At 75.0% G+C, this 24,329-nt stretch carries 20 protein-coding genes and 1 tRNA gene; 5 read left to right on the top strand and 16 right to left on the bottom strand.

Annotated features, from left to right (window positions below):
- Positions 1-200: 200 nt before the first annotated feature.
- Positions 201-1,238, bottom strand: a complete 1,038-nt coding sequence (locus ACFO3M_RS08225; protein WP_387988087.1) for an alcohol dehydrogenase catalytic domain-containing protein — start codon at positions 1,236-1,238, stop codon at positions 201-203.
- Positions 1,239-1,472: 234 nt separating this feature from the next.
- Between ACFO3M_RS08225 and ACFO3M_RS08220 the strand changes: the two genes are divergently transcribed.
- The gene (locus tag ACFO3M_RS08220) at positions 1,473-2,333 is read left to right on the top strand and encodes a helix-turn-helix transcriptional regulator (RefSeq protein WP_387988086.1); all 861 of its coding nucleotides are present in this window, start codon (positions 1,473-1,475) and stop codon (positions 2,331-2,333) included.
- Positions 2,334-2,353: 20 nt separating this feature from the next.
- Here ACFO3M_RS08220 and ACFO3M_RS08215 read toward each other — a convergent pair whose 3' ends face one another.
- Together ACFO3M_RS08215 and ACFO3M_RS08210 are read right to left on the bottom strand one after the other, a co-directional pair.
- Complete coding sequence (locus tag ACFO3M_RS08215) at positions 2,354-3,322, bottom strand: SDR family oxidoreductase (RefSeq protein WP_387988085.1); 969 nt, start codon at positions 3,320-3,322, stop codon at positions 2,354-2,356.
- A 32-nt stretch (positions 3,323-3,354) separates the two neighbouring features.
- The gene (locus ACFO3M_RS08210) at positions 3,355-3,885 is read right to left on the bottom strand and encodes a hypothetical protein (protein WP_387988084.1); all 531 of its coding nucleotides are present in this window, start codon (positions 3,883-3,885) and stop codon (positions 3,355-3,357) included.
- A gap of 168 nt (positions 3,886-4,053) precedes the next feature.
- Here ACFO3M_RS08210 and ACFO3M_RS08205 point away from each other — a divergent pair, with 168 nt between their 5' ends.
- Positions 4,054-4,782 (top strand): enoyl-CoA hydratase/isomerase family protein, encoded by a 729-nt coding sequence (locus ACFO3M_RS08205; protein WP_387988083.1) that lies wholly within the window; start codon positions 4,054-4,056, stop codon positions 4,780-4,782.
- A 447-nt stretch (positions 4,783-5,229) separates the two neighbouring features.
- Here ACFO3M_RS08205 and ACFO3M_RS08200 read toward each other — a convergent pair whose 3' ends face one another.
- The 4 genes from ACFO3M_RS08200 to ACFO3M_RS08185 all read right to left on the bottom strand — a co-directional run bounded on the left by ACFO3M_RS08200 (position 5,230) and on the right by ACFO3M_RS08185 (position 8,441).
- Positions 5,230-5,970 (bottom strand): SDR family NAD(P)-dependent oxidoreductase, encoded by a 741-nt coding sequence (locus ACFO3M_RS08200; RefSeq protein WP_387988082.1) that lies wholly within the window; start codon positions 5,968-5,970, stop codon positions 5,230-5,232.
- A 91-nt stretch (positions 5,971-6,061) separates the two neighbouring features.
- Positions 6,062-6,487, bottom strand: a complete 426-nt coding sequence (locus ACFO3M_RS08195) for a nuclear transport factor 2 family protein (protein WP_387988081.1) — start codon at positions 6,485-6,487, stop codon at positions 6,062-6,064.
- A gap of 74 nt (positions 6,488-6,561) precedes the next feature.
- Entirely contained in the window at positions 6,562-7,593 is a 1,032-nt protein-coding gene (locus tag ACFO3M_RS08190; protein WP_387988080.1) for a zinc-dependent alcohol dehydrogenase, read from the bottom strand.
- Complete coding sequence (locus ACFO3M_RS08185) at positions 7,590-8,441, bottom strand: fumarylacetoacetate hydrolase family protein (protein WP_387988221.1); 852 nt, start codon at positions 8,439-8,441, stop codon at positions 7,590-7,592. The genes ACFO3M_RS08190 and ACFO3M_RS08185 overlap by 4 nt, the downstream gene beginning before the upstream one ends.
- Positions 8,442-8,672: 231 nt before the next feature.
- Here ACFO3M_RS08185 and ACFO3M_RS08180 point away from each other — a divergent pair, with 231 nt between their 5' ends.
- The gene (locus tag ACFO3M_RS08180; protein WP_387988079.1) at positions 8,673-10,382 is read left to right on the top strand and encodes an IlvD/Edd family dehydratase; all 1,710 of its coding nucleotides are present in this window, start codon (positions 8,673-8,675) and stop codon (positions 10,380-10,382) included.
- A gap of 508 nt (positions 10,383-10,890) precedes the next feature.
- Here the strand turns inward: ACFO3M_RS08180 and ACFO3M_RS08175 are convergent.
- Both ACFO3M_RS08175 and ACFO3M_RS08170 read right to left on the bottom strand, forming a co-directional pair.
- Positions 10,891-13,929, bottom strand: a complete 3,039-nt coding sequence (locus ACFO3M_RS08175; protein ID WP_387988078.1) for an ATP-binding protein — start codon at positions 13,927-13,929, stop codon at positions 10,891-10,893.
- A gap of 32 nt (positions 13,930-13,961) precedes the next feature.
- Entirely contained in the window at positions 13,962-14,264 is a 303-nt protein-coding gene (locus tag ACFO3M_RS08170; protein ID WP_387988077.1) for an alpha-L-rhamnosidase C-terminal domain-containing protein, read from the bottom strand.
- Between the two features lie 35 nt (positions 14,265-14,299).
- Between ACFO3M_RS08170 and ACFO3M_RS08165 the strand changes: the two genes are divergently transcribed.
- Positions 14,300-14,440, top strand: coding sequence for a hypothetical protein (locus tag ACFO3M_RS08165; protein ID WP_387988076.1), 141 nt, complete (start codon positions 14,300-14,302; stop codon positions 14,438-14,440).
- A 72-nt stretch (positions 14,441-14,512) separates the two neighbouring features.
- Here ACFO3M_RS08165 and ACFO3M_RS08160 read toward each other — a convergent pair.
- The 5 genes from ACFO3M_RS08160 to ACFO3M_RS08140 all read right to left on the bottom strand — a co-directional run bounded on the left by ACFO3M_RS08160 (position 14,513) and on the right by ACFO3M_RS08140 (position 20,407).
- Positions 14,513-14,586, bottom strand: a tRNA-Pro gene (locus ACFO3M_RS08160).
- Positions 14,587-14,662: 76 nt separating this feature from the next.
- Positions 14,663-16,294, bottom strand: coding sequence for a thiol reductant ABC exporter subunit CydC (gene cydC / locus ACFO3M_RS08155; RefSeq protein WP_387988075.1), 1,632 nt, complete (start codon positions 16,292-16,294; stop codon positions 14,663-14,665).
- Complete coding sequence (gene cydD / locus ACFO3M_RS08150) at positions 16,291-17,943, bottom strand: thiol reductant ABC exporter subunit CydD (protein ID WP_387988074.1); 1,653 nt, start codon at positions 17,941-17,943, stop codon at positions 16,291-16,293. The genes cydC and cydD overlap by 4 nt, the downstream gene beginning before the upstream one ends.
- 2 nt (positions 17,944-17,945) lie before the next feature.
- Positions 17,946-18,980 (bottom strand): cytochrome d ubiquinol oxidase subunit II, encoded by a 1,035-nt coding sequence (gene cydB / locus ACFO3M_RS08145; protein WP_387988073.1) that lies wholly within the window; start codon positions 18,978-18,980, stop codon positions 17,946-17,948.
- A 2-nt stretch (positions 18,981-18,982) separates the two neighbouring features.
- Positions 18,983-20,407 (bottom strand): cytochrome ubiquinol oxidase subunit I, encoded by a 1,425-nt coding sequence (locus ACFO3M_RS08140; protein ID WP_387988072.1) that lies wholly within the window; start codon positions 20,405-20,407, stop codon positions 18,983-18,985.
- A gap of 176 nt (positions 20,408-20,583) precedes the next feature.
- Here ACFO3M_RS08140 and ACFO3M_RS08135 point away from each other — a divergent pair, with 176 nt between their 5' ends.
- The gene (locus ACFO3M_RS08135; protein ID WP_387988071.1) at positions 20,584-22,107 is read left to right on the top strand and encodes an MDR family MFS transporter; all 1,524 of its coding nucleotides are present in this window, start codon (positions 20,584-20,586) and stop codon (positions 22,105-22,107) included.
- A 5-nt stretch (positions 22,108-22,112) separates the two neighbouring features.
- Here the strand turns inward: ACFO3M_RS08135 and der are convergent, their stop codons facing one another.
- Complete coding sequence (der, locus tag ACFO3M_RS08130; RefSeq protein WP_387988070.1) at positions 22,113-23,459, bottom strand: ribosome biogenesis GTPase Der; 1,347 nt, start codon at positions 23,457-23,459, stop codon at positions 22,113-22,115.
- Positions 23,456-24,154 carry a (d)CMP kinase gene (gene cmk / locus ACFO3M_RS08125; protein ID WP_387988069.1) on the bottom strand — a complete coding sequence of 233 codons (699 nt, stop codon included), beginning with the start codon at positions 24,152-24,154 and terminating at the stop codon, positions 23,456-23,458. Before cmk ends, der begins: the two co-directional genes overlap by 4 nt.
- Between the last annotated feature and the right edge of the window lie 175 nt (positions 24,155-24,329).

The following is a 24,329-nucleotide window of genomic DNA, read 5'->3' as shown; positions in this document are numbered from 1 at the left end:
CGCGCCGGGCCGGGACGTCCTGCACCGCAGCCGCGGCGTGTGCGGCCCTGACGACGTCGTCACCCCGTGCGCCGCCGCGGTCCTGGCCGTCGCTCCGTGCGGCTGGGGTCGAGGAGGCCGGCGGCGGGAACGCACCCCCGGGCCCGTCCGCGGAGGGCAGGGCCGGGGAGCCGCCGCCGGACGGGCGCCCGGAGCGGGGGTCAGCGGGCGGGGTCGACCACTGTCATCCCGGCGACGGTCGCCCGGTCGAACCCCGGCAGCAGGGCCGCCGCCTCGTCGAGGCCGATGGTCCGCTCGACCAGCCGCTGCGGCTGCAGCGAGCCCTGCTCGACGAGCGCCATCATGGCCGGGTAGTCCGACGCGGCCATGCCGTGGCTGCCCAGCAGGTCCAGCTCCCAGCCGATCACCCGGGCCATCGGGACCCGAGGATGACCGTCGACCGGCGGCAGCAGCCCGACCTGCACGTGGCGCCCCCTGCGGCGGAGGCTCAGGACCGAGTCGGCGCAGGTCTGCTCGCTCCCCACGGCGTCGACGGCGACGTGGCTGCCGCCGGAGGTCAGCTCCGCGACGGCGGCCGGGACGTCGCGGCCGTCGGCCCGCACCGTGTGCTCCGCGCCGAGAGCGGCGGCCACGGCGAGGGCCTCGGGGTTGCGGTCCACCGCGACCACCCGGGCCCCCAGCGCGCGGGCGATCGCCACCGCGCTCAGGCCGACGCCACCCGCACCCACCACGGTGACCCACTCCCCCTCGCCGACCCGCGCGCGGGCGACCAGGGCGCGGTAGGCCGTGGCGAACCGGCACCCCAGGCTCGCCGCGCTCGCGAAGTCCACCCGGTCGGGGATGCGCACCAGGTTGGTGTCCGCCGCGTGCAGGGCGACGTACTCGGCGAAGGACCCCCAGTGGGTGAAGCCCGGCTGCTGCTGGTCCGGACAGACCTGCGCCTCCCCGGCCCGGCACCACGCGCAGCGGCCGCAGCCGCAGACGAACGGGACGGTCACCCGGTCACCGGCCCGCCAGCGGGTGACCTCGGCCCCGACCTCGACCACCACCCCGGCGAGCTCGTGCCCGGGCACGTGGGGGAACGCGATCTCGTCGTGCCCGGCCCAGGCGTGCCAGTCGCTGCGGCACATCCCGGTGGCCATCACCCGCAGCACCACGCCGCCGGGCGGGGCCGGAGGCTCGGGCACCTCCCGCACCCGGGGGCGGGCCCGGACCGAGTCGACCACGACGGCGCGCACCGGCACATGCTGTCAGGCGTCGCGCCAGAACCCGGTGAGCCGCCCGGTGAGCGCCCTGCCCTGGTCGGGGGCCGCCCGGGCGGCGGGCGGACGCAGCGACAGGTCCATCGCGTTCGCGCCGGAGGTCGCCGGGCCGGCGGTGGTCCTCGTCCCGGCCGAGGGAGGGACCGGCGGACCGTGGATGACCGCTCGCGGCGACGGTAGGAACGACGCAGCACCGACGAGGGAGGCGACGTGATCGACCGGGCCGGGCTGGCGGAGTTCCTCCGCCGCCGTCGGGAGGCGCTGCAGCCGGAGGACGTCGGCCTCCCCCGCGGGCCGCGGCGCCGGACGAGCGGGCTGCGGCGCGAGGAGCTCGCCGTCCTCTGCCACATGTCCACCGACTACTACGCCCGGCTGGAGCAGGAGCGCGGGCCGCAGCCGTCGGAGCAGATGGTGGCCGCGATCGCGCAGGGCCTGCACCTCACGCTCGACGAGCGTGACCACCTGTTCCGGCTGGCCGGCCACCGCCCGCCCGCCCGCGGGGCCGACGGCGAGCACGTCGGCCCCGGCCTGCTGCGGATCCTCGACCGGCTCGGCGACACCCCGGCGGAGATCGTCACGGAGCTGGGCGAGACGCTGCGGCAGACCCCGCTCGCCGTCGCGCTCACCGGCGACGCGACCCTGCGCCCCGGGCCGGCGCGCAGCCTCGGCTACCGGTGGTTCACCGATCCCGCCGCGCGGGCGCTGCACGCCCTGGAGGAGCACGCGTTCCTGTCCCGGCTCTACGCCTCGGGTCTGCGCGAGCTGGTCACCCTGCGCGGCCCCGGCTCGCGGGCCGCGCGCCTCGCCGAGCTGGCGCTCGCCCGCAGCGAGGAGCTGCGGCGGCTGTGGGACGCGCACGAGGTCGGCATCCGCCCGCGCGAGGTCAAGCGGTTCGTCCACCCCGTCGTCGGCCCGCTGGAGCTGGCCTGCCAGTCGCTGGTCGACCCCGACCAGTCGCACCGGCTGCTCGTGTACACCGCCGTCCCGGGCAGCGAGAGCGCCGAGCGGCTGCAGCTGCTGGCCGTCCTCGGCACCGCCGCGGCGCCCGCGGACCGGGCCGTCCCCGGCTGAGCGGGGACGGCCCGGGACGGTCAGCGCGGGAGGGGGCGCACCCCGTCGGGCGCGGCCGCGGGGAAGGACACCCCCGTCAGCCGCTCGGACAGGCGCCACATCCGCTCGGCGTCCCCGGCACCGCGCATCGCGCGGTAGGGCTCCTGCTCCGCGGGAGCGCCGGCGGTGGAGCCGGGACCGTCCGGGCCGTAGAACCGGCCGCCGCCGTCCGGCGCGGTCGCGGCGAGCAGGGCCGGCAGCGCCGCGCTCTCCACGGTGCCGGCGAGGCCCAGCCGCGACAGCACGCGGATGAGCCGCACGCCGGTGGTGTCCCGGGCGCGGCCGACCTCCGGCCGGGCCGCGAGCAGACTGGTCGGCGCGATCCCGGGGTGGGACAGGTCGCTGGTGATCCCCCAGCCGCCGGCGGCGCTGCGCCGTTGCAGCTCCAGGGCGAACAGGCCGACGGCGACCTTCGACTGGGCGTAGGCCCGCTGCCCGTCGTAGGTCCGCTCCCAGTTCGGGTCGTCCCAGTTCACCGCTCCGCGGCGCGCCGCCACGCTGGTCTGCGAGGTCACCCGCGCCCGGCCGGCCCGCAGCAGCGGCAGCAGCGCGGCGGCGAGCGCGACGTGCCCCAGGTGGTTGGTGCCGAACTGCAGCTCGAAGCCGTCGGCCGTGGTCCGCCGGTCCGGCGGCCGCATGACGCCGGCGTTGGCGACGAGCAGGTGCACCGGCCGCCTCTCGGCCCGGAGCGTCTCGCCGAGCGCGGCGACGGAGGCGAGGGAGGACAGGTCGAGGTCGCGCAGGGAGACGTCGGCGTCCGGGACCTGCGCGCGGATCCGGGCGACCGCGGCCTCGCCCTTGCGCGGGTTGCGGACCGGCAGGACCACCTCGGCGCCGGCCGCAGCGAGCCGGCGGGCCAGCACGAGGCCGACGCCGTCGCTGCCTCCCGTGACGACGGCGCGGCGGCCGGTGAGGTCGGGGACGGGGACGTCGGGGCGGGAACGCGGCATCGGGTGCTCCTCGGGTCGTGGGGACCCCAGCCTCACCGCGCGAGGCGCCCGTGTTCAGGGACGGCCGATCCGCGGATCGCCGGTCCCCGGCCGCGGCGACGCCGGCCGGGACGCACCACGCCCCGGCGGGCCGGCGCGGCTCCCGTCCGGTGCCAGGACGCAAGCCGCCGCCGCTGCGCCCGGGACGCCACGGCTGCTCCTCCACGGGACCGAAGACGGTCAGGAGCAGCCGTCCCGACCAGGTCCGCGCCGGCCCCGACCAGGTCCGCGGTCGTGGCCCCGGGATCGGGGACCTCGAACGCGACGCGGATCCGGGCCGGGACGCGGTGGCCCACCTCGACCTCGTCGGTGTACTCGGCGTGGCGGTACTCGGCGTGGCGCGGGTCGTTGATCTCCGGCGTCGCCCGGCCGGCGTCGAGGATGACGACGGGGCCGCCGTCGGCTTCGCGGGCCTCCTGCTCGGGCAGCCCCCGCACGTCGCGGAGGAAGCGGACCGCGGCCCCGTGGTCCGTCGCGGTGACCACCAGGCGGTGTCCGGTGACCCGGTGCCCCTGCTCCGTCATGGGGTCTTCCCGGCCGCGGTGGCGGTGTGCCGCGGGAGGTCATCGTGTCGCATGCGGACGAGCCGGCCCAGGTGCCGGCTCCTGCCGCCGGCGATCGGGGTCGCACCGCCAGCGACGTGCCGTCGGCTCCGGGGGCCCCGCCGGCCCGGGTGCGTGGAGGATGGCTCGATGCTGGTCACCGAGGACCGGGACGGCGTCGCCGTCCTGCGCATCGAGCACGGCCGGGTCGGCGCCCTGGACGTGGAGCTGCTGGACGCCCTGACCGAGGCCGTCACCGCGTCCGACCGGGCGCTGGTCGTCACCGGCACCGGCTCGTCGTTCTCCGCCGGGGTGGACCTGCGCCGGATCCTCGACGGCGGCCCGTCCTACACCGAGCAGCTCCTGACGGCGCTGTCCCGGACCTTCCGCGCCGTGTTCGACCACCCGCGGCCGACGGTCGCGGCGGTCAACGGGCACGCGATCGCCGGCGGCTGCGTGCTCGCCCTGGCGTGCGACCTGCGGCTGATGTCGGCCGGGCGGATCGGGTTGACCGAGCTGGCGGTCGGTGTCCCCTTCCCGACCGCCGCCCTGGAGATCACCCGGCACGCGCTCGGCTCCCGCGCCGGCCGGGTGCTGCTCGGCGCGCAGGCCGTGGACCGCGAGCGGGCGCTCACCCTGGGGATGGTCGACGAGCTCCCCGAGCCCGGCGACCTGCTGCCGCGGGCGGTCGCGCTGGCCAGGGAGCTGGCCGCCCGGTCGCCGGAGTCCTACCGGCTGGCCAAGGACGCGCTCCACCGCCCGGTGACCGCGGCGATCGAGGCGACCGCCGGCGGTGACGCGGCCGTCCTCGCCGGCTGGACCGCCGACGACACCCGGCGGCGGATCGAGGCCGCGCTCGCGGCGCTGGCACGGCGCTGACCGCCGGCCCATCGCTGCTGGGCCGTGGTGCTCCAGTTCCGTGGGATCCGCGGTCGCTCGTTCCTCGTCGCCGGCGATGACGGACGTGAGCGGACGCCGGCGCCCTGCCACGGACACGCCCGCACCTGCGACCAGCACGGCGGACACCCCGGGCGGCTGCCGACACCCCGGCCCGCCGGATCGCCACCGCTGGTCCACGCCGGAGCGGACGCGGCCAGGGACTGGCGTCGGGTCGACGTGCGAGCGAGGGCCCGGCGTCCCCTCGGTGTGCCGGACGACCGGAACCGGCCTGGTCCTCCCGTTCCGTTCACCAGGGCGGCGACGGCCGAGGCCCGGCACGGCACCTCGAACCACATCACGGCCGGCCCGCCTCGTCCGACGGCGTCGGCCCAGGAGAGGACTCCCCGACGTCCCGGCCCGGGCGGACGGGCCGCGAACGCTCTCCCGTCAGACGCGCAGGCTGGTCATGCCACCGTCGACGCGGAGGACGGTGCCGGTGGTAGAGGCGGCGAGCGGGGAGGCGAGCGACGCGATCGCGTGCGCGACCTCCTCGGCGGTCACCAGGCGGCCCAGCGGCTGGCGGGCCCGCAGCGCCGCGGCGGCCGCGGCCGGGTCCTCGGCGGCGGCGAGCAACCGGCCGACCCACGGGGTGTCGGCCGTGCCGGGCGCGACGGCGTTGACCCGGATCCCCTCCTGCACGTGGTCGGCGGCCATGGCCAGCGTGAGCGCGAGGACCGCTCCCTTGCTGGCGCTGTAGAGCGCCCGCTGCCGGACGCCGAGGAACGCAACGGCCGAGCACGTGTTGACCACGGCCGCGTGCTGCGACCGCCGCAGGTGCGGCAGGGCGGCACGGGTGACCCGGGCGATGCCGGTGACGTTGACGTCGAGCACGCGTGCCCACTCGGCGTCGTCGTTCTCGCCCACGTGCCCGGTCGCGCCGATGCCGGCGTTGTTGACCAGCACGTCCAGGCCGCCGAGCTGCTCGGCCACCGTCGCGACCGCGGCGTCGACGGCGGCGGGATCGGTGACGTCGCACGGCACGGCGAGCACGCCCTCCGGGGCCGCGTCGGTCGCGCGGTCGAGGACCGCGACGCGGGCGCCGCGCTCCTGCAGCAGCCGGGCGGTGGCCGCCCCGATGCCACTGCCGCCGCCGGTGACGACGGCGACGAGCCCGTCGAACTCGGCCATGTCAGCTCCTCCTGAGTAGGGCACATGAGGGTGGCAGATGGGCCTGTCCGCGCCTCCCACGTGTGGCGGCGCCGGCTGGCTGGAGTCACGCTCAGGCAGGCGGTTCGGAGCAGGGGTACTCGTGGAGCTCGGTGAACCGGCCGTCCTGCAGCCGGTACAACGTCACCATGCGGATCCGGAGGCGTCGACCGTCCTCCCGGTACGTGGCCTCCCACAGGTACTCGGCAGCAACCCGGTCAGCCACCGCGAAGGCGTCTACGAGGGTGTAACGGCGTTCGCTCAGCAGCCCTGACACCCCTCGCACCGCAGCCTCGAGCTCTGTCCGGCCGCCGCTCCGGCCGCTGGGGAAGAAGGGTGTCGGGGCTTCCACCCACCGCACGTCCGGTGCGTGGAACTCGCCGAACACCCGCAGGGTCCGGGCCGCTGTCTCCTCGGCGCTCAGACCGGCCGTGGCCGCTGCGTTGTAGGCCGCCACCATGCGCTCGATGGTCTCGAGGTTGGACTCCGCCTGCGTCATGCCGGGGTGCTACCCGGCAGCCCTGCCGGGTCCTCGTCGGGGAGGACCCACGTCATCACTCTCATCTGCCGGGCTCAGATCCTCGTGGGGTCGACGTGGATCTTGGGTCCCGGGCCGGCGCCCTCGACGCGCTCCCCCGCCAGCACGGCGCCGACCTGGTCGAGGCCCACGGTGGCGGCCACGAGCGGGCGGGGGTCGACCGCGCCGCTCGCGTAGGCGGCGATGGTGTCGGCCAGTCCCGGGGAGGCGGACAGGACGCCGACCGCGGTGACGTCCTCCAGCACCAGCGTGCGGGTGTCGATGCGGCTGGGGCTGCCGGCCAGGCCGATGTAGACCACCCGGCCGGCCGGCTCGACCAGGTCCAGCGCCAGGGCCGGGAGGTGCGCGGCGTTGGACGCGTCGACGACGGCGTCGAACGGCAGGTCCGGCAGGGTGTCCTCGGTGCAGGTGTGCGCGAAGCCGAGGTCGCGGGCGAAGGCGAGCGACTCCTCGGTGCGGCCCATCAGGTGCACGTCGGCACCACCGGCGCGCAGGAACATCGCCGTCAGCAGCCCGATCGCCCCCGGCCCGAGCACCAGCGCCCGGTCCCCCGGGCCGACCGCTGCCGCCTGCGCGGCGCGCAGCGCGTTGCCGCCCGGCTCGACCAGCGCGCCGAGCACCGCGTCCACCGCGCCGGGCAGGGGGTGCAGCGACCGGGCGGGGACGGCGAGCTGCTCGGCCAGCGCCCCGGGACGCCCGCCGCGGATGCCCACCTCCTGCCGCTGCGCGCAGACGTGCTGGTGTCCCCTGCGGCAGCGGCGGCAGGTCCGGTCGCCGAGCATGGTGTCGCCCGTGACCCGCCGGCCGACCCAGGACGGGTCGACGCCGCCGCCGACGGCGGAGACGGTGCCGGCCCACTCGTGGCCCAGCCGCATCGGATAGGCGGCGTGCCCCTGGTGCAGGTAGGCCATCTCGCCGGTGAAGAACTCCACGTCGGTGCCGCAGACGCCGACCCGTTCGACGTCGACGACCACCTCCCCGGGCACCGCCACCGGCGCCGGGACCTCCTGCACCTCGGCCCGTCCCGGGCCGGTGACGACGAGGGCCCGCACGGTCGATGCGCTCACCGGGGGGCGAGCACGCGCTGTCGCTGGCGGCCCAGTCCCGTGATGCCGAGCTCCACCACGTCCCCCGGCTGCAGCCAGACCTGCGGGGACAACCCCATGCCGACGCCGGGCGGGGTGCCGGTGTTGATCAGGTCCCCGGGCTCCAGCACCATGAACTGGCTCAGGTGGTGCACGACGAACCACGGGTCGAAGACCATCGTCCTCGTGTTGCCGGTCTGCCGGCGGACGCCGTTCACGTCCAGCCACATGTCGAGGTCCAGGACGTCGTCGATCTCGTCCGGGGTGACCAGCCAGGGGCCGGCGGGGTTGAACGTCTCGGCGGACTTGCCCTTGGTCCACTGCCCGCCGCGCTCCATCTGGAAGGCGCGCTCGCTGACGTCGTTGACGACGCAGTAGCCGGCGATGGCGTCGCGGGCGTCCTCGACCGCGTCTAGGTAGCTGGTGCGCCGGCCGATGACGACGCCGAGCTCCACCTCCCAGTCGGTCTTGGTGGAACCGCGCGGGATGCGCACGTCGTCGTCCGGGCCGATGAGCGTGTTCGGGGACTTGGTGAACAGGATCGGCTCGGCGGGCACCGCCTGGCCGGTCTCGGCGGCGTGGTCGCGGTAGTTCAGCCCGATGCACAGGATCTGGTGCGGCCGGGCGATCGGCGCGCCGATCCGCTCGCCGGCGAACCGGGACACCCGGCTGGCGGCCGCCCGCTCGGCGACGACGGGGCGGATCCGGTCGAGGCCGCCACTGCCGAGGAACGCCTCGTCGACGTCGCGGACGACGTCGGAGAGGTCCACGTAGGTGGCGTCGTCGATGCGGGCGACGGGCTTCTCGGCGCCGGGCGCGCCGATGCGCATGAGGTGCACGGGCGGGGACTCCAGGGGTCGTCGGAGGTGACCGCGGAGGTCAGGGGCGTGTCCGGGTCGCCGGGCGGACGCCGGGCACCCGGTCGGAACCGACGAGCCGGCTCTCGCCGAGCCGGGCCCCGCTGCCCGTGCCGGGTGCTGTCGTTCCCGCGGCGGGGTGGTTACCGTCCATCGGGTTCCAGAAGCTAGACCGTCGGGTCGACAGTCGGAAGGCGGACGGCCGTGGAGCTCCGGAGCGCCCAGTGGTACGCGGGGGACGACCGCAACGCCTACATCCACCGCGCGTGGATGCGCCGCGGTGTACCGGGCGACGCGTTCGACCGGCCGCAGATCGCCATCGCGAACACCGCCTCGGACCTGACGCCGTGCAACGCGCACCTGACCGAGGTCGCCGCGTCGGTGCGGAACGGCGTCCACGAGGCCGGGGGCATCCCGCTGGAGCTCCCGGTGGTGTCGCTGGGTGAGACGCAGGTGCGGCCGACGGCGATGCTGTGGCGGAACATGGCCGCGATGGCCACGGAGGAGATGCTCCGGGCCAACCCGATCGACGGCGTCGTGCTGCTCGGCGGCTGCGACAAGACCATCCCGTCGCTGCTCATGGCCGCCGCCTCGGTCGACCTGCCCGCCGTCGTCGTCCCCGGCGGGCCGATGCTGACCGGCACCTTCCGCGGCGTGCCGCTGGGCTGCGGCACGGACGTGTGGCGGCTGTCGGAGGAGGTCCGGGCCGGGACGCTGTCCCAGGAGGCGTTCACGCGCTCGGAGTCGTCGATGATCCGCAGCCGCGGTCACTGCAACACGATGGGCACCGCCTCGACGATGGCGCTGGTCGCCGAGGCGCTGGGCACCGTCGTCCCCGGCCTCGCCGGCACCCCGGCCGCCGACAGCCGGCTGCTGGAGGCCGCGCACGGCACCGGCCGGCTGGCGGTGGAGATGGTCGCCGCCGACCGCCGTCCGTCCACGTTCCTGACGAAGGCGTCGTTCGCGAACGCGATCGTGGCGCTGGCCGCGATCGGCGGGTCCACCAACGCCGTCGTCCACCTGCTCGCGATCGCCGGGCGGCTCGGCGTCGACCTGACGCTGGAGGACTTCGACCGGATCGGCTCCGGCGTCCCGGTGCTGGTCGACCTGCTGCCGGCCGGCCGGTTCCTGATGGAGGACCTCCACCGCGCCGGCGGGCTGCTCGCCGTCCTCGGCGAGGTCCGCGACCTGCTGGACCCGACCGCGCTCACCGTCACCGGCAAGCCGCTGGTCGAGCACCTCGACGACGCACCGATCTGGGACCCGGAGGTCATCCGGCCGCGCCGCGAGCCGCTGGTCGAGCACGGCGGCATCGCCGTGCTGCGGGGCAACCTCGCGCCCTCCGGTGCGGTGATCAAGCCGGCGGCCGCCTCCCCCCACCTGCTCAGGCACCGCGGCCGGGCGGTGGTGTTCGACTCGATCGAGGACCTGCACGCCCGGCTGGACGACCCCGGCCTCGACGTCGACGCCGACTCCGTCCTCGTGCTGCGCGGCTGCGGGCCCAGGGGCTACCCCGGCATGCCGGAGGTGGCCAACACGCCCATACCGAGGAAGCTGCTGGAGCAGGGCGTGCGCGACATGGTCCGCGTCTGCGACGGCCGGATGTCGGGCACCGCCTACGGCACCGTCGTCCTGCACGTCGCCCCGGAGGCCGCCGCCGGCGGGCCGCTGGCGCTGGTCCGCACCGGCGACGTCATCAGCCTCGACGTCGGGGCCCGGCGCATCGACGTCGAGGTCCCCGACGACGAGCTGGCGGCCCGCACGCCGGACCAGGCCACCGTGGACGGCTTCGCGAACCCCCGGCGCGGCTGGGAGCGGCTCTACGTCGACCACGTGCTGCAGGCCGACACCGGCGCCGACCTGGACTTCCTCGTCGGCTCCAGCGGCTCCCGGGTCAGCCGCGAGTCGCACTGACCGCCGCACCTCTCGAACGGCCCTGCTCCGCACTGTGGGCCGACAGGATGCGAACCTGCGCCCCCTCGCCCCCGGCCACCTGCGTGGGGTCCACGCTCGTTCGCCTCGAGTCGTCCGCGTGGATCGACGACGGGGCACGTACGTCCCACCTCCCGCTCACCCGCCCTCGTCCGAGGCTGGTTGCTGCACCCGTCGCCACGGGTCCCCCGGCGGTCGCGCGTGTCGCCGTGCGGATCCGGGCGGGAGCGGAGATCGAGGACTCAGCGACCGCCGACAGCTCGGCTGAGGTCGGTGCGGGAGCCGTGACGACGGTGGCCGGCGACCCGCTGACGCGGCGCGGCCGGGGCTGCGGGGATGAGCACGCGGGGTCGACGGGGTGGGAGCCGCCTCGCGCGGTCTCCGTCACCCGCAGGTCCGCGTCCCTGTCGCTGGGGTGTGCGCCCCCGATGGACGCCCGCGCCACGACGAAGGGGCCGCTCGTCGTCCGAGAGCGCGTGCGCCAGGGCCGTCAAGCTCCGTCGAGGAGGGCGCGTGCGGCGACGAGTTGTGGGGTGTCGAAACCCTCCGTGAAACCGTCGTACGCGGCGCGAAGGTCGGCGAGTGCCTCGTCGCGACGAGGGGTCGAACGTCGTAGGGTCGCGAGTCGCGTCGCCGCAATGAGATGGATCATCCGCGCGCCGTACGCTTCCGCGGATGCCGCGGCGCGCTCGAACAGCTCTTCGGCGGCGGAGACGTCGGCGACCGGGGACGCGAGGAGCAGGTCTCCCCACAGGATGTCGAGCTGCGGGTCCTGGAGGCCCTGGCTCCACACCGTGGACACCGCCTCCTCCACGAAGGCCGCGCCACGCTCCGGCTGACCGGCCATCAGGCACCCAGCCGCTCGGACCATGAGCAGGCTGCTCCAGAAGACCGGCGGGGTCGACAGTCCCTCGTAGAGGCCGAAGCCGCGCTCGACGTCGGCGAGTCCCTCGTCCCGCTCTCCGAACCCTATTCGTGCAGTTCCGCGCATGACGAAGGCCAGTGCCCGCCAGATCGGGTAGTCCTGCGCCTCGGCGATCCGCAGCAGCTCCCCGGCGTACTCGGCCACGCGCGCGAGGTCCTGCTGGCCGAGCGCCGCGAACGACGCGTGGAAGTAGGCGTAGGCCAGCGAGTAGGGATGTCCGATCTGCCCCGCGAGCTCGATCCCCCGCTCGATGCGCACCTCGGCACGGTCCGGGAAGCCCGCTTCCCAGAGCAGCAACCCGGAGACGACGTAGGCGACCACCCCGGGGTTCGGACCGACGCGGAACTGCACCCGGGACGTCCGCTGCTCGAGGAAGTGCTCGATGGATTCGTCGAGGTGTCGCAGGCTCCCGGTGAGGTCCTCCGTCGCGACGGCACCGACGACGAGGTGCGCATCGGCCAGCAGGGCGGGCTCCCGGTTCTGCTCGGCCAGAGCCAACAGCTCACGCCCCACGGCAGCACCGCGCTCGAAGTCGGCCCGGAGCAGGTGCAGCGTCGCCACGGTCCGGAGCACCGAGAAGCGTTGAGGCACACCACCCGCAGCATCCGACCGATCGAGGGCGGCTCGGATGCGCCGCTCGACCTCGGCCGTGTAGCCGCTGACGGCGATCATCGACCGAGCCAGGCTCGTCTCCACGGCGATCTCATCCCGGATCCGCTCCGGCGTCTCCGGCTGGACGGACAGCACAGCGAGGAGGTCGCTCCCCAGCTCCACCGCCCCTCGGTAGTTGCCACGCGCGTCGTAGTAACCCCACAGCGGTTCCAGCAGGTCGTTGAGCCGCGCGACGGCGCCCTCGCGGACCCAGTAGGACCAGGCCGCCCGGAAGTTGCCGAGCTCCAGGGACAGCGCGGCCAGCACCTCGGCTCGATCGGCGTGACCGGACGGGCTCCCCCACGCGCGCGCCTGCTCCGTGTAGTGCTCAGCGTGAGCGCGACGTGCGGCCGCCGCGACGTCCGGCCAGGACGCGAGCTGCTCGGCCGCGTAGTTGCGGATGGTGTTGAGCATGGACAGACGGGGCCGACCATCGCCTGCCTGGGTGCTGCGCACGAGGTTCTTGTCCACCAGCGAGCCCAGGCTCTCGACGACGTCGAGCCCGCCGAGGCTCGGCACACGCCCGATGACCGCCTCCACATCGGCCAGGCGGGCCCCAGCGAACACCGACAGCACGCTCAGCACGGCACGGTCCGCATCGCGGAGCAGCTCGGTGCTCCACTCGATGGCGCGACGAAGCGTCTGCTGGCGCTCCGGGAGGTCGCGCGGCCCGCCCCGGAGCTCGTCCAGCTGCAGGTCGAGGCGTGCGCGCAACTCGTCGACCGCGAAGAGCCTCACTCGCGCCGCGGCGAGCTCGATGGCCAGAGGCAGGCCGTCCAGCAGCCGGCAGATGGCCGCCACGTCGGTGGCGTTCTCGTCGGTCAGTCCGAACCCCGTGACCACGGCAGCAGCTCGCTGGACGAACAGGCGCACGGCCTCGGATGCCTCCGCCTCCCCGACCGTCACCGTCTCTCGCTCCGGTAGCGACAGAGGAGGGACCGCGAAGAGGGCCTCACCGCGCACCCGCAGCGACTCCCTGCTCGTGACCAGCGCCGTGAGGTGCGGACAGTGCTGGAGCAGGTCACTGAGACCGGTGGCCGCCTCGGCCACCTGCTCGAAGTTGTCCAACACCAACAACATCCGGGCGGTGCGCAGACCGCGTCGGAGCGCCTCCAGCGGTTCGTCCTCGGTCACGCCGGGAAGCGACACGGTCCGGACGATGGCGGCGAAGACCTGTTCCGGTTCGTGCTCCACGCTCAGGTCCACGAAGAACACGCCGTCACGGAAAGCGGCGACGACGTCGGAGGATGCCTCGAGCGCCAGTCGTGTCTTGCCGATGCCTCCCGGGCCGGTGAGGGTCACGAGCCGTGTCTCGACGTCGGTCAGCAGGGACGTGAGGGCCGCGAGTTCACGACCGCGGCCCAGCAGCGTTCCGGTCGGGGACGGCAGCCGCTGACCTACCTCCAGGGTGTGCAGCGGCGGGAAGTCGGTGGGTAGCCCGGCGATGTCGAGCTGGTACAGCACCTCTGGCTGAGGGAAGTCCTTCAACCGGTAGTCGCCGAGCCGGCGCAGGGCGCTGCCTCCGGGAAGCGCCCGAGCCAGAAGAGCCGCGGTTGCCTCCGACAGCACCACCTGTCCGCCCGAGGCGGCCGCCGCGATCCGCGCCGCCTGGTGCACGGAAAGGCCCACGTATCCGTCCTCGGTGGCCATGACCTCGCCGGTGTGCAGCCCCATCCGCACCAGGACGCGTTGGCGATCAGGCCAACGGTGCGCCGCGAGCGACCGTTGGCCCTGAGCCGCCGCCGCCGCTGCCTGTCCGGCCGTGGGGAAGGCGACGAAGAACGCATCTCCCTGGGTGTCCACCTCATGGCCACCGTGCGCGGTGAAGGCTGCCCGGAGCAGACATCGGTACTCCGCGAGCGCATCCGCATAGCCCAGCGCGTCCTCGCGCAGCAGCCTCGTCGACCCGGCGATGTCCGTGAAGAGAAAGGTGACCGTTCCCGTGGGAAGCACATCGACCTCCGGCCGCGTCCCCGCACCCGAAGTCAAACACGGGTATCACTCGCCGAGGAAGGTCTCGGCGCCAGCGACACCGAGGGCGGCTCTCGCCACCGGGGCGCCCGGAGGGCCCACTCGAACCGGTGCCGTCCCGGCCCGACCCGCTCCGGCCGCGCCCCCTCCTGCGGCAGGGTGATGACGGCGGTGGTCCCGGTCGGGACGGCGACGTCGACGGTGAGCCGGCCGCCCTCCCGACGCCAGGCGACCGCCGCGCGGCCGTACGACGTGAGGTGGGCGGTGGACGCGGAGGTCAGCCGGCCGCCGGGCCGGGGGCTGTACCCCGTGACCATGGGGGCCACGACGATCCCCGAGTGCCCTCGACGAGGTGTCGGGGATCCTCGGCCGCGCGTCGATCGCCACCGCCCGCGACGTCTCCGGGCACGTCGCCCCTGGCGTCGCGCGCGAGGCGATGGACGTCCTGGGCGGCGCCTTCGGCGAGCGAGGGTGGCCCGGTGGTGGTCGATGAGGTGGTCAACCGCCCCAGGAAGCAGTCAGGGGCCGTTCCGGATCACTCCGGGACGGCCCCTGACCTGCACTGTCGGGCTGACAGGATTTGAACCTGCGACCCCTTGACCCCCAGTCAAGTGCGCTACCAAGCTGCGCTACAGCCCGAGCGCCGGGCGGCTCGCACCGCCCGATCGCTGCGTGGAGCAGGTTACCGCACCCGCTCGCCCCTCCGGCCCGGTGGTCACCCGCGCGCCGGGACCGCGGCGTCGAGGTCGACCACCCGCCACCGTCCGTCCAGCGCAGCGCCGTCGTGCGTGACGAGCAGGACGGTCCGCGGGTCGCGACCGAGCAGGTCGAGGACGGACGCGGCGAGTGCGGGGTCGAGGTGGGCGGTCGGCTCGTCGAGCAGCAGCACGTCGGCACGGCTGAGCAGGGCCCGCGCCAGGGCCAGCCGGGCCCGCTCCCCCGCCGACAGCCGCTCGCCGCCCTCCCCCACCCAGCCGTGCAGCCCGAGCGTGGCGGCGACGTCCGCCAGCCCGACGTCGACCAGGACGGCGAGCAGGTCGTCGTCGGTGGCGTCGTGCCGGCCCAGGCGGAGGTTGGTGGCCAGCGTGCCGCCGAGCACCTGGGGCGCCTGCGCCGCCCAGGCCAGCCGCGACCGGACGCCGTCGAGCGGGAGCCGGCGCAGGTCCGTGCCGCCGAGGGTGACCCGGCCGGCGTCGGGGTCGCGCGCCCGCACCGCCAGCGCGAGGACGCTGCTCTTGCCTGCGCCGCTGCGCCCGGTCAGGGCCACCTTCTCCCCGTCGGCGACGGCGAGGTCGAGGCCGGTGAGGGCGGGCGCGGCGGCACCGGGGTACCGCAGCGTCACGCCCTCGAGGCGCAGCGCGGAGCCGGCCGGGAGCGGCTGCGGGTCGCCCGGCTCGGTCACCGCGGGCCGCTGCTCCCCCAGCGCCCGCACCCGCTCCGCGGCGGCGCGGATGCCGCCGGCGACGCTCCAGGCCGCTCCCGACCCGGCGACGGCCTCGAACGCGCCGAGCACCCCCAGCGCGCAGGCGGCCAGCAGCAGCGGCGACGTGGTGCCGGCGGCGACGCCGGTCCCCACCAACCACAGGGCCGCCACCAGGCCCACCCCGGGCACGCCCTCCCGGGCCAGCGTGGTCACCGCCGTCAGCCGCGCGGCCGCCCGCTCGGCCTCCTCCTGCCGGTCGAGGGAGGCGCCCAGCGTGCGCAGGGCGGTCGCGCCGCCGTCCCCGCTGAGCACGTCGGCCAGGCCGCGCACCAGGTCCAGGGAGTCGGCGGCGAGGTCGGCGTCGGCCCGGGCCGCGGCGAGCGCGGCCGCCCTCCCCGCCCGGGCCGCCGCGGCCGGGACGGCCACCCCCAGCACCACCAGCAGGGCGGCCAGGACGACGGCCGTGGCCGGCGACACCAGGGCGGTGAGGACCACCGCGACCCCGCCGGCGAGGACGGCCACGCCCGTGGGCACGACCAGCCGGGCGACCACGCCCTGGAGCTCGTCGACGTCGGTGCGCACCCGGGACAGCAGCTCGCCGCCGCGGGCGCCGGTGAGCGCGGCCGGCGCGAGCGGGGTGAGCCGCTCGAGCAGCCGGGCGCGGACCCGCGCCACCAGGCGCAGCGTGACGTCGTGGGTGACCAGCCGCTCGGCGTAGCGCACCGCGGCGCGGGACACGCCGAACAGCCGCACCCCCGTGATCAGCGGCATGAGGACCAGCAGCGTCGAGGGCCGCTGCGCCGCGCCGGTGATCAGCGCCCCGGCGGTGGCCAGCAGCGCCGCGCCGCACAGCACCGTGAGCGATCCGAGGACCACGGCGAGCGCCGTCCGCGGACCCCGGACCAGCGCCAGCAGCTCCCTCACCGCGCGGCCTCCGGCGCCCGCAGCCGTCCGGCGTCGAGGTCCACGACCCGGTCGTGCAGCGCCAGTGGACCGGGCCGGTGGGTGACCGTGACGACGGTGCGGCCGCGGGCGAGCCCGTCCAGGGCGGCCAGCACCTGCCGCTCGGTCGCCTCGTCGAGTTGCCCGGTGGGTTCGTCGAGGACCAGCAGCGGCGCGTCCTTGACGAAGGCGCGGGCCAGGGCCAGCCGCAGCCGCTCCCCGCCGGAGAGCCGGGCGGCGTCCTCCCCCAGCCGCGTCGCGGCGCCGTCGGGGAGCCCGCGGACGACGTCGAGGAGCCCGGCACGCGCGAGCGCCTCCTCGACCTCGGCGTCGGTGGCGGCCGGGCGCCCGAGCCGCACGTTGTCGGCGACGGTGCCGGGCAGCAGCCACGGCCGCTCCGGCACGTAGGCCACGCGGGCCCGCCAGGCGTCGGGGTCGAGCTCGGTCAGCGGCACGCCCCCGACCAGCACGGCGCCCTCGTCCGGGGCGGCGAGGCCGAGCAGCAGCCGGGCGAGCGTGCTCTTGCCCGCCCCGCTCGGGCCGACCAGCGCGGTCCTGGACCGCGGCGGCAGCTCGAGGTCGACGTCCGCGAGCGCGGTGCGCCCGCCGTACCGCAGCGTCACCCCGCGCAGCGCGACCGAGGGGACCCCGTCCGGGACCGGCCGGGTGCCGCGCGGCGGCCCGGGGGCGTCGAGCAGCGCGAACACCCGCTCGGCGGCCGGCCGGCCCTCCAGGCTCGCGTGCCGGTCGGCCCCCAGCGCGCGCAGCGGCGCGAAGAACTCCGGCGTGAGCAGCAGCACGAGCAGCGCCCGCTCCAGGTCCATCCCGCCCTGGAACAGCCGCACACCCACGGTCACCGCCACCAGCGCCGTGCACAGCACCGCGCCGAACTCGAGGACGAAGCCGGACAGGAAGGCGACCCGCAGCAGCCGCATCGTGCTGACGCGGTGGGCCTCGCTGACGTCGGTCAGCCAGCGGGCGGTGCTGCGCGCCCGACCGAACGCGACCAGGGTCGGCAGCACCCGCAGGGTGTCGACCAGCGACGCCCCCAGCCGGCCCAGCGCCTCCCAGGAGGCGCGGGCCGACCGCGCGGCGAGGGCACCGGTCAGCCACAGGAAGACGAGCACCAGCGGGCCGGTCAGCAGCAGGATCGCGCCGCTGGCCGGGTCGAGCACCAGGACCGTGGCGGCCACCAGCGGCGGGACGACGGCCGCCGTCGCCGCCCCGGGCAGCAGCCGGCCGACCACGCCGTCGAGCTTCGCGACGCCCTCGGTCACCGTGGTGACCAGCTCCCCGGCCCGCTCCCCGGCGGTGTGCGCGGGACCGAGGTCGAGCAGCTTCCGGAGCAGCGCCGCGCGCAGTGTCCGCCGCACCCGCGCCGAGGCCAGCCGCGCCGCCCGGTCGCGGAGGGCGACCACGGCGGCGCGCGCTCCCCAGGCGGCGACCACGCCGGCGAGGACACCGGCGTGCCCGGCCGGGTCCCCACCGCCGACGACCGCGGCGACGAAGGCCGCGACGAGCGACCACTGCACCACCAGCAGCGCCCAGGTGAGCACCCCGAGCAGGGCGCAGAGCAGCACCAGCCGGCGTGGCCCGGACAGCGCGAGCAGGCGCCCGGTGGGTCCCCGCACGGTCAGTAGCCGTGGTTCAGGGCGCCCTCGTCGGGGCGGACGCGTTCGCGGAAGACGTAGTAGTTCCAGATCTGGTAGCCGATGATCAGCGGCAGGAAGATCCCGCCCACCCAGGTCATCAGCACCAGCGTGTACTGCTGGCTGGCCGTCTCCTCCAGCGTCAGGCCGAAGTCCGGGTCGAGGGTGGAGGGCAGCACCTCGCCGCGGGTGTACAGCGCGATGAAGACCGTCACGGTGGCGAAGAGGACCGTCAGGCCGCTCATCGTGAAGGCCAGGGTGTCCCGGCGGCGGACGAGGGCCAGCCAGATGCTGGCCAGGGTCAGGAACGCGGCGATCGGGAACGCCCACGGCACGACGCCGAAGTCCTCGAACAGGTCCTCGGTCACGTAGCCCATGACGACGAACGCCACGATCGCCGCCGTGGCCAGCGCCCCCCACCGCAGCGCGGCCTTGCGCGCGCGGTTGTAGAGGACGGTGTCGGTGTGCAGGCGCAGCAGCAGGAAGTTCGCGCCGTGCAGCGTGAACAGCAGCAGCGTGGTGACCCCACCGACCAGGGAGAACGGGGTGAACATCGCCGCGAACCCGCCCTCGACCCGCGCGTCGGCGTTCACCGGCAGGCCCTCGATGAGCTTGGCCATGATGACGCCCCACAGGAACGACGGGACGACGCTGCCGCCGAAGGACATCCAGTCCCAGAACGCCCGCCACCGCTCGCTGTCGACCTGGTTGCGGTACTCGAAGGAGACACCGCGCAGCAGCAGCGCCAGCAGGATGAGCACGAACAGCGGGTACATGCCGCTGAAGACCGCGCCGTACCAGACCGGGAACGTCGAGAACATGAGCCCGGCCGCGGCGATGACCCACACCTCGTTGCCGTCCCAGAACGGCCCGATCGTGCCGGTGAGCGCCCGCTCCTCGGCCTCGGTCCGGGCCAGCGTCGGCCGCAGGATGTCGACGCCGAAGTCGAAGCCCTCGAGGAAGAAGTAGAGCGTGAACGTCAGCGCGATCAGCCAGAACCACAGCGTGACCAGGTCCACCGTCAGTCCCTCTTCTCGTACCCCTGGAAGCCGGCACCCTCGTAGTCCGGCGCCGGCGCGGCCACCAGCTGCGCCTCCGGCCTGCGGTGGATGCCCGCCCGGGCGGTGACGCTGAGCAGGTAGACGTCCAGGCCGATGAGGGCCAGGTACACCACCCACAGGCCGACGAGTCCGGCCAGCACCTCCCCGGCGGTGTTGGGGCTGACGCCCTCGGTGACGGTGAGCTCGCCGTAGACCATGAACGGCTGGCGGCCCATCTCGGTGACCATCCACCCGGTGAAGTTGGCGATCCAGGGCAGCGGGATGAACAGGACCAGCGCCCGGAGGAACCAGCGGGTGGTGTCCAGTCCGCGCTTGCGCCGCCACCAGAGGAACAGCCCGAGGAACGCGGTGGCCAGCAGCAGCGAGCCGATCGCGACCATGATCCGGAACGACCAGTACACCCAGGCCACCGGCGGGGTGTAGTCGTCCTCCCCGTAGGCCTCGTCGTACTGCTCCTCGATCTGGTTGATCCCGTCGTAGCGGCCCTCGAGGCTGTTGTAGGCCAGGATCGAGCCGACGTAGGGGATCTCGACGTTGAACGGGTTCTCCCGCCGCCCCTGGTCGATGACCGCGAACAACGACCACGGGGCCGGCGAGTCCGAGGTCTCCCACTGGGCCTCCATGGCCGCGAACTTCATCGGCTGGTCCTCGCGGGCGACCTGGGCCTCGGTGTGCCCGCTGACCACGGAGAACACGGTGCCGACGGCGGCGAAGACCAGTCCGATGCGCAGCGACCGGGAGTAGACGTCGGTGTCCTGCCGGCGCAGCAGGTGGAAGGCGCTGATGCCCAGCACGAAGAACGCGGCGACGACCCAGGCGCTGCCCTGGACGTGGGCGAAGTACAGCCAGGCCTTGTAGTTGAAGACGACGGCGCCGAAGTCGGTCAGGCGGGCCTGGCCGTCGACGACCTCGTAGCCGACGGGGTGGTGCATCCAGGCGTTGGCCAGCACGATCCAGAACGCGCTGATCTGGGTGCCGATCGCGACCAGCCAGATGCTGGCCAGCCGCATCCAGGGCCGCAGCCGGTCCTTCCCGAACCACCACAGCCCGATGAAGGTGCTCTCGAGGAAGAACGCCATGAGCACCTCGAGCGCCAGCGGGACGCCGAAGATGTTGCCGACGAAGTCCGAGTACTCGCTCCAGTTCATCCCGAACTGGAACTCCTGCACGATCCCGGTCACCACGCCGACGGCGAAGTTGATCAGGAAGAGGTGACCGAAGAAGTTGGTCATCTTCCCGTAGACCTCGCGCCGGTCCCGGCGCGCGTAGGCGATCGTCTCCATGACCGCGATGAGGAAGGCGAGACCGACGGTCAGCGAGACGAAGAAGAAGTGGAAGATGCTGGTCGAGGCGAACTGGAAGCGCGAGAGCTCGACCACGTCCACGCGGACACCACCTCGGTCGGGGCCCGGTGGGGAAGCGCGCCGGGCTGGCGCGGGCCGGGCTCCCGGGCCTCAGGGTTGCACGCAACTGTGTGACCTGCACCACGGACGGCGAGTGGTGGCGCCCGGGCCCGGGCCCCGCGGGAATGCCCCGCGCCGGCCCGCGTTGGTGGTTGTCCGTGACAACCGTGACCCGCGCCTCCGTCGGGCTCCGTTCCGAGCGCGGCCCCGTGCTCGGCGCGGTCATGCTCAGCACCGCGCTGATCGCCCTCGACAGCACGATCATCGCCACTGCCGTCCCCGCCGTCGTCGACGACCTCGGCGGGTTCAGCCAGTTCCCCTGGCTGTTCAGCGTCTACCTGCTCACCCAGGCGGTGACCGTGCCGGTCTACGGCAAGCTCGCCGACGTCCTCGGGCGCAAGCCGGTGCTGCTGTTCGGCATCGCGGTGTTCGTCGCCGCCTCGCTGTTCTGCGGCCTGGCCTGGTCGATGCCGGCGCTGATCGTCGGGCGGGCGCTGCAGGGCATCGGCGCCGGCGCCGTCCAGCCGATCGGCATGACCGTCATCGGCGACATCTACACCGTCGAGGAGCGCGCCCGGGTCCAGGGCTACCTCGCCTCGGTGTGGGGCGTCTCCTCGGTGCTCGGGCCCACCCTGGGCGGCGTCTTCAGCGACTACCTGTCCTGGCGCTGGATCTTCCTGGTCAACCTGCCGCTGGGCGCGCTGGCGTTCGTCGCGCTGCTGCGCCGGTGGAACGAGCGCGTCGAGCGCCGCACCCACCGCTTCGACGTCGCCGGCGCCGTGCTGCTGTCGGCCGGTTTCGCGCTCCTCATCCTCGGGCTGCTGCAGGGCGGCAGCGCGTGGGCGTGGACGTCGGGGACCTCGATCGCGGTCCTCGCGACGGCGGTCGTGCTGCTCGCGGCCTTCGCGTTCGTCGAGCGGCGGGCCGCGGAGCCGGTGCTGCCGCCGTGGGTGCTGCGCCGCCGCATCCTGCTGTCCGGCAACGTGGCCGCGCTCGGCCTCGGCGCGCTGCTGATCGGGCTGAGCTCCTACCTGCCGACCTGGGCGCAGGGCGTCCTCGGCGCCGGCGCGCTCGAGGCGGGCTTCGCGCTCGCCGCGCTGACCCTCGGGTGGCCGGTCGCGGCGAGCCTCGCCGGCCGGCTCTACCTGCGGATCGGCTTCCGGAACACCGCGCTGCTCGGCGTCGCGCTCGCCGTCGCCGGGACCGCCGGGACGGCGCTGCTCGGCGCGGACGCCCGGCTGTGGCAGGTCGGCGCGTGGATGTTCGTCACCGGCGCGGGCCTCGGGCTGTCGTCGTCGCCGCTCATCGTCGCGGTGCAGTCGGTGGTCGGCTGGGACCGGCGCGGCGTCGTCACCGCCACCAACATGTTCGCCCGGTCGATGGGGTCCGCGGTCGGCGCGGCGGTGTTCGGCGCGATCGCCAACACCACGCTGGCCGCCCGGTTCGCCTCACCTCCGCCGGGCCTGGACGGCGAGGTCCCCACCGACGTCGACAGCACCACCGCGGCGCTGTCGCAGGGCGGCGCCGTCGCGGAGTTCGCGCGGGAGAGCCTGCACGCGGCCTCGCACGGCGTGTTCGTCGCCACTGCCGTGACCGCCGTCGTCATCGCGCTGGCGGTGCTGGCCATGCCGCGCCGGACCGAGCCGCTGCGCTTCGACGACGACCCGGCCCCGGCGGGCTGACGCGGTCAGCCGCGCCGGTCGTTCCCCCGGCCCTCGCGGACCTTCACCGAGATGTCCAGCGGCGTCCCCTGGAAGCCCCACCGCTCGCGCAGCTTGCGCTCGAGGAACCGGCGGTAGCCGGCCTCGAGGAACCCGGTGGAGAAGACGACGAACCGCGGCGGCCGGACGTCGGCCTGCGTCACGTACTTGATCTTCGGTGCGCGACCGCCGCGGGCCGGCGGCGGCGTCTCCTGCACCAGCTGCCGGACGTAGGCGTTGAGCTCCGCCGTCGGCACCCGGGTCTCCCACGAGGCGAGCGCGGCGTGCAGGTGGTCGGGCAGCTTGCCGATCCCGCGGCCGGTGGCAGCCGAGATGTTGACCCGGCTGGCCCACCTGACGCGGGCGAGGTCTCGCTCGATCTCGCGCTCGAGCTGGGCGTGCCGGTCCTCGTCGAGGGTGTCCCACTTGTTGAACGCGATGACCAGCGCGCGCCCGGCCTCGATGACCTGGGTGATGACCCGCTGGTCCTGCTCGCTGATCACCTCGTCGGCGGCCAGCAGCACGACGGCGACCTCGGCGGCCTGGATGGCGGCCTCGGTGCGCAGGCTGGCGTAGTACTCGGTGCCGCTGGCGGTGTTCACCTTGCGGCGCAGCCCCGCGGTGTCGACGAAGCGCCACTCCTCACCGCCGAGGGTGATGATCGAGTCGACCGGGTCCACGGTGGTGCCGGCGACCGAGTCGACGACCGAGCGCTCCTCCCTGGCCAGCCGGTTGAGCAGGCTGGACTTGCCCACGTTGGGCCGCCCGACCAGCGCCACCCGCCGCGGGCCGCCCTCCTCGGGCTGCTCGCGCGGCGCCTCGGGCAGGGCGTCGAGCACCAGGTCGAGCAGGTCGCCGCTCCCCCGCCCGTGCAGCGCGCTGACCGGCTGCGGCTCGCCCAGGCCCAGCGACCACAGCTCGGCGGCGTTGGCCTCGCTGCGCTCGTCGTCGACCTTGTTGGCGACGACGATCACCGGCCGGTCGCTGCGCCGCAGGATGCGCGCGGCGGCCAGGTCGGTGTCGGTGGCGCCCACCTGGCTGTCGACGACGAACACGATGACGTCGGCGGTGCGCATGGCGTGCTCGGCCTGCCGGCTGATCGACGCGCCCAGCCCCTCGGCCTTCGGGTCCCAGCCGCCGGTGTCGGTGACGGTGAACCGCCGGCCGTTCCACAGCGCCTCGTAGGAGATGCGGTCCCGGGTGACCCCGGGGACGTCCTGCACCACCGCGGCGCGCCGGCCCAGGACGCGGTTGACCAGCGTCGACTTGCCCACGTTGGGCCGGCCGACGATCGCCACCACCGGCAGCGGGCCGCCGGTGCCCTCCTCGCTCATGCTCTCTCCCCCGCACCGACCGCCGAGAGCGCCAGCTCGACGATGCGGTCGACGACGCCCTCCCGGTCCAGGTCGGTGCTGTCCACGACCACCGCGTCGGCGGCCGGCCGCAGCGGGCTGTCCGCGCGGCTGCTGTCGTACTCGTCCCGGCGGCGCAGGTCGGCGGCCAGGCCGGCGATCTCGTCCGGGGTGGTCAGCCCCAGCTGCGCGGCCCGCCGCTGCGCGCGCGCCTCCGGCGCGGCGGTCAGGTAGACCTTCACGGTCGCGTCCGGCAGCACCACGGTGCCGATGTCCCGGCCCTCGACGACGACGGCGTCGGCGGCGGCCACCAGGGCGCGCTGCTGGTCGACCAGCTGCCGGCGCACCGCGGGCACCGCCGAGACCGCCGAGACGTTGCGGGTCACCTCGGCGCCGCGGATCCGCACCGCGACGTCGGTGCCGTCGACCTCCACCCGCTCGGTGTCCGCCGCGGTCCCCACCTCGATGCGCGCGCCGGCGACCACGCGGGCCACCGCCTCGGCGTCCTCGGGGTCGACGCCGGCGTCGAGGACGGCCACGGTCGCGGCCCGGTACATCGCACCGGTGTCGAGGTAGGCCGCGCCCAGCCGGGTCGCCGCCGCGCGCGCGACGCTGGACTTGCCCGTGCCCGACGGCCCGTCGAGGGTCACCTGCCCCCGGAACCCCCGCGCGCTCACTGTGCTGTCGCTCCGCGCAGTGGTCTCCGCTCGCTGACGCTCGCTCACTGCGCTGTCGCTCCGCGCAGGGGTCTCCGCTCGCTGACGCTCGCTCACTGCGCTGTCGCTCCGCGCAGTGGTCTCCGCTCGCTGACGCTCGCTCACTGCGCTGTCGCTCCGCGCAGTGGTCTCCGCT

The organism is Geodermatophilus arenarius (assembly GCF_042654585.1).
Lineage (GTDB): Bacteria > Actinomycetota > Actinomycetes > Mycobacteriales > Geodermatophilaceae > Geodermatophilus > Geodermatophilus arenarius.
The sequence above is the reverse complement of the archived record's forward strand: the minus strand, read 5'-3'. Positions and strand labels throughout refer to the sequence as shown.

Excerpts from the sequence above, each read along its gene's own strand:
- ACFO3M_RS08215 (WP_387988085.1), bottom strand. The coding sequence starts at position 3,322 with ATGCCGCGTTCCCGCCCCGACGTCCCCGTCCCCGACCTCACCGGCCGC.
- ACFO3M_RS08210 (WP_387988084.1), bottom strand. The coding sequence starts at position 3,885 with ATGACGGAGCAGGGGCACCGGGTCACCGGACACCGCCTGGTGGTCACC.
- ACFO3M_RS08205 (WP_387988083.1), top strand. The coding sequence starts at position 4,054 with ATGCTGGTCACCGAGGACCGGGACGGCGTCGCCGTCCTGCGCATCGAG.
- ACFO3M_RS08200 (WP_387988082.1), bottom strand. The coding sequence starts at position 5,970 with ATGGCCGAGTTCGACGGGCTCGTCGCCGTCGTCACCGGCGGCGGCAGT.
- ACFO3M_RS08195 (WP_387988081.1), bottom strand. The coding sequence starts at position 6,487 with ATGACGCAGGCGGAGTCCAACCTCGAGACCATCGAGCGCATGGTGGCG.
- ACFO3M_RS08185 (WP_387988221.1), bottom strand. The coding sequence starts at position 8,441 with ATGCGCATCGGCGCGCCCGGCGCCGAGAAGCCCGTCGCCCGCATCGAC.
- ACFO3M_RS08170 (WP_387988077.1), bottom strand. The coding sequence starts at position 14,264 with ATGGTCACGGGGTACAGCCCCCGGCCCGGCGGCCGGCTGACCTCCGCG.
- der (WP_387988070.1), bottom strand. The coding sequence starts at position 23,459 with ATGAGCGAGGAGGGCACCGGCGGCCCGCTGCCGGTGGTGGCGATCGTC.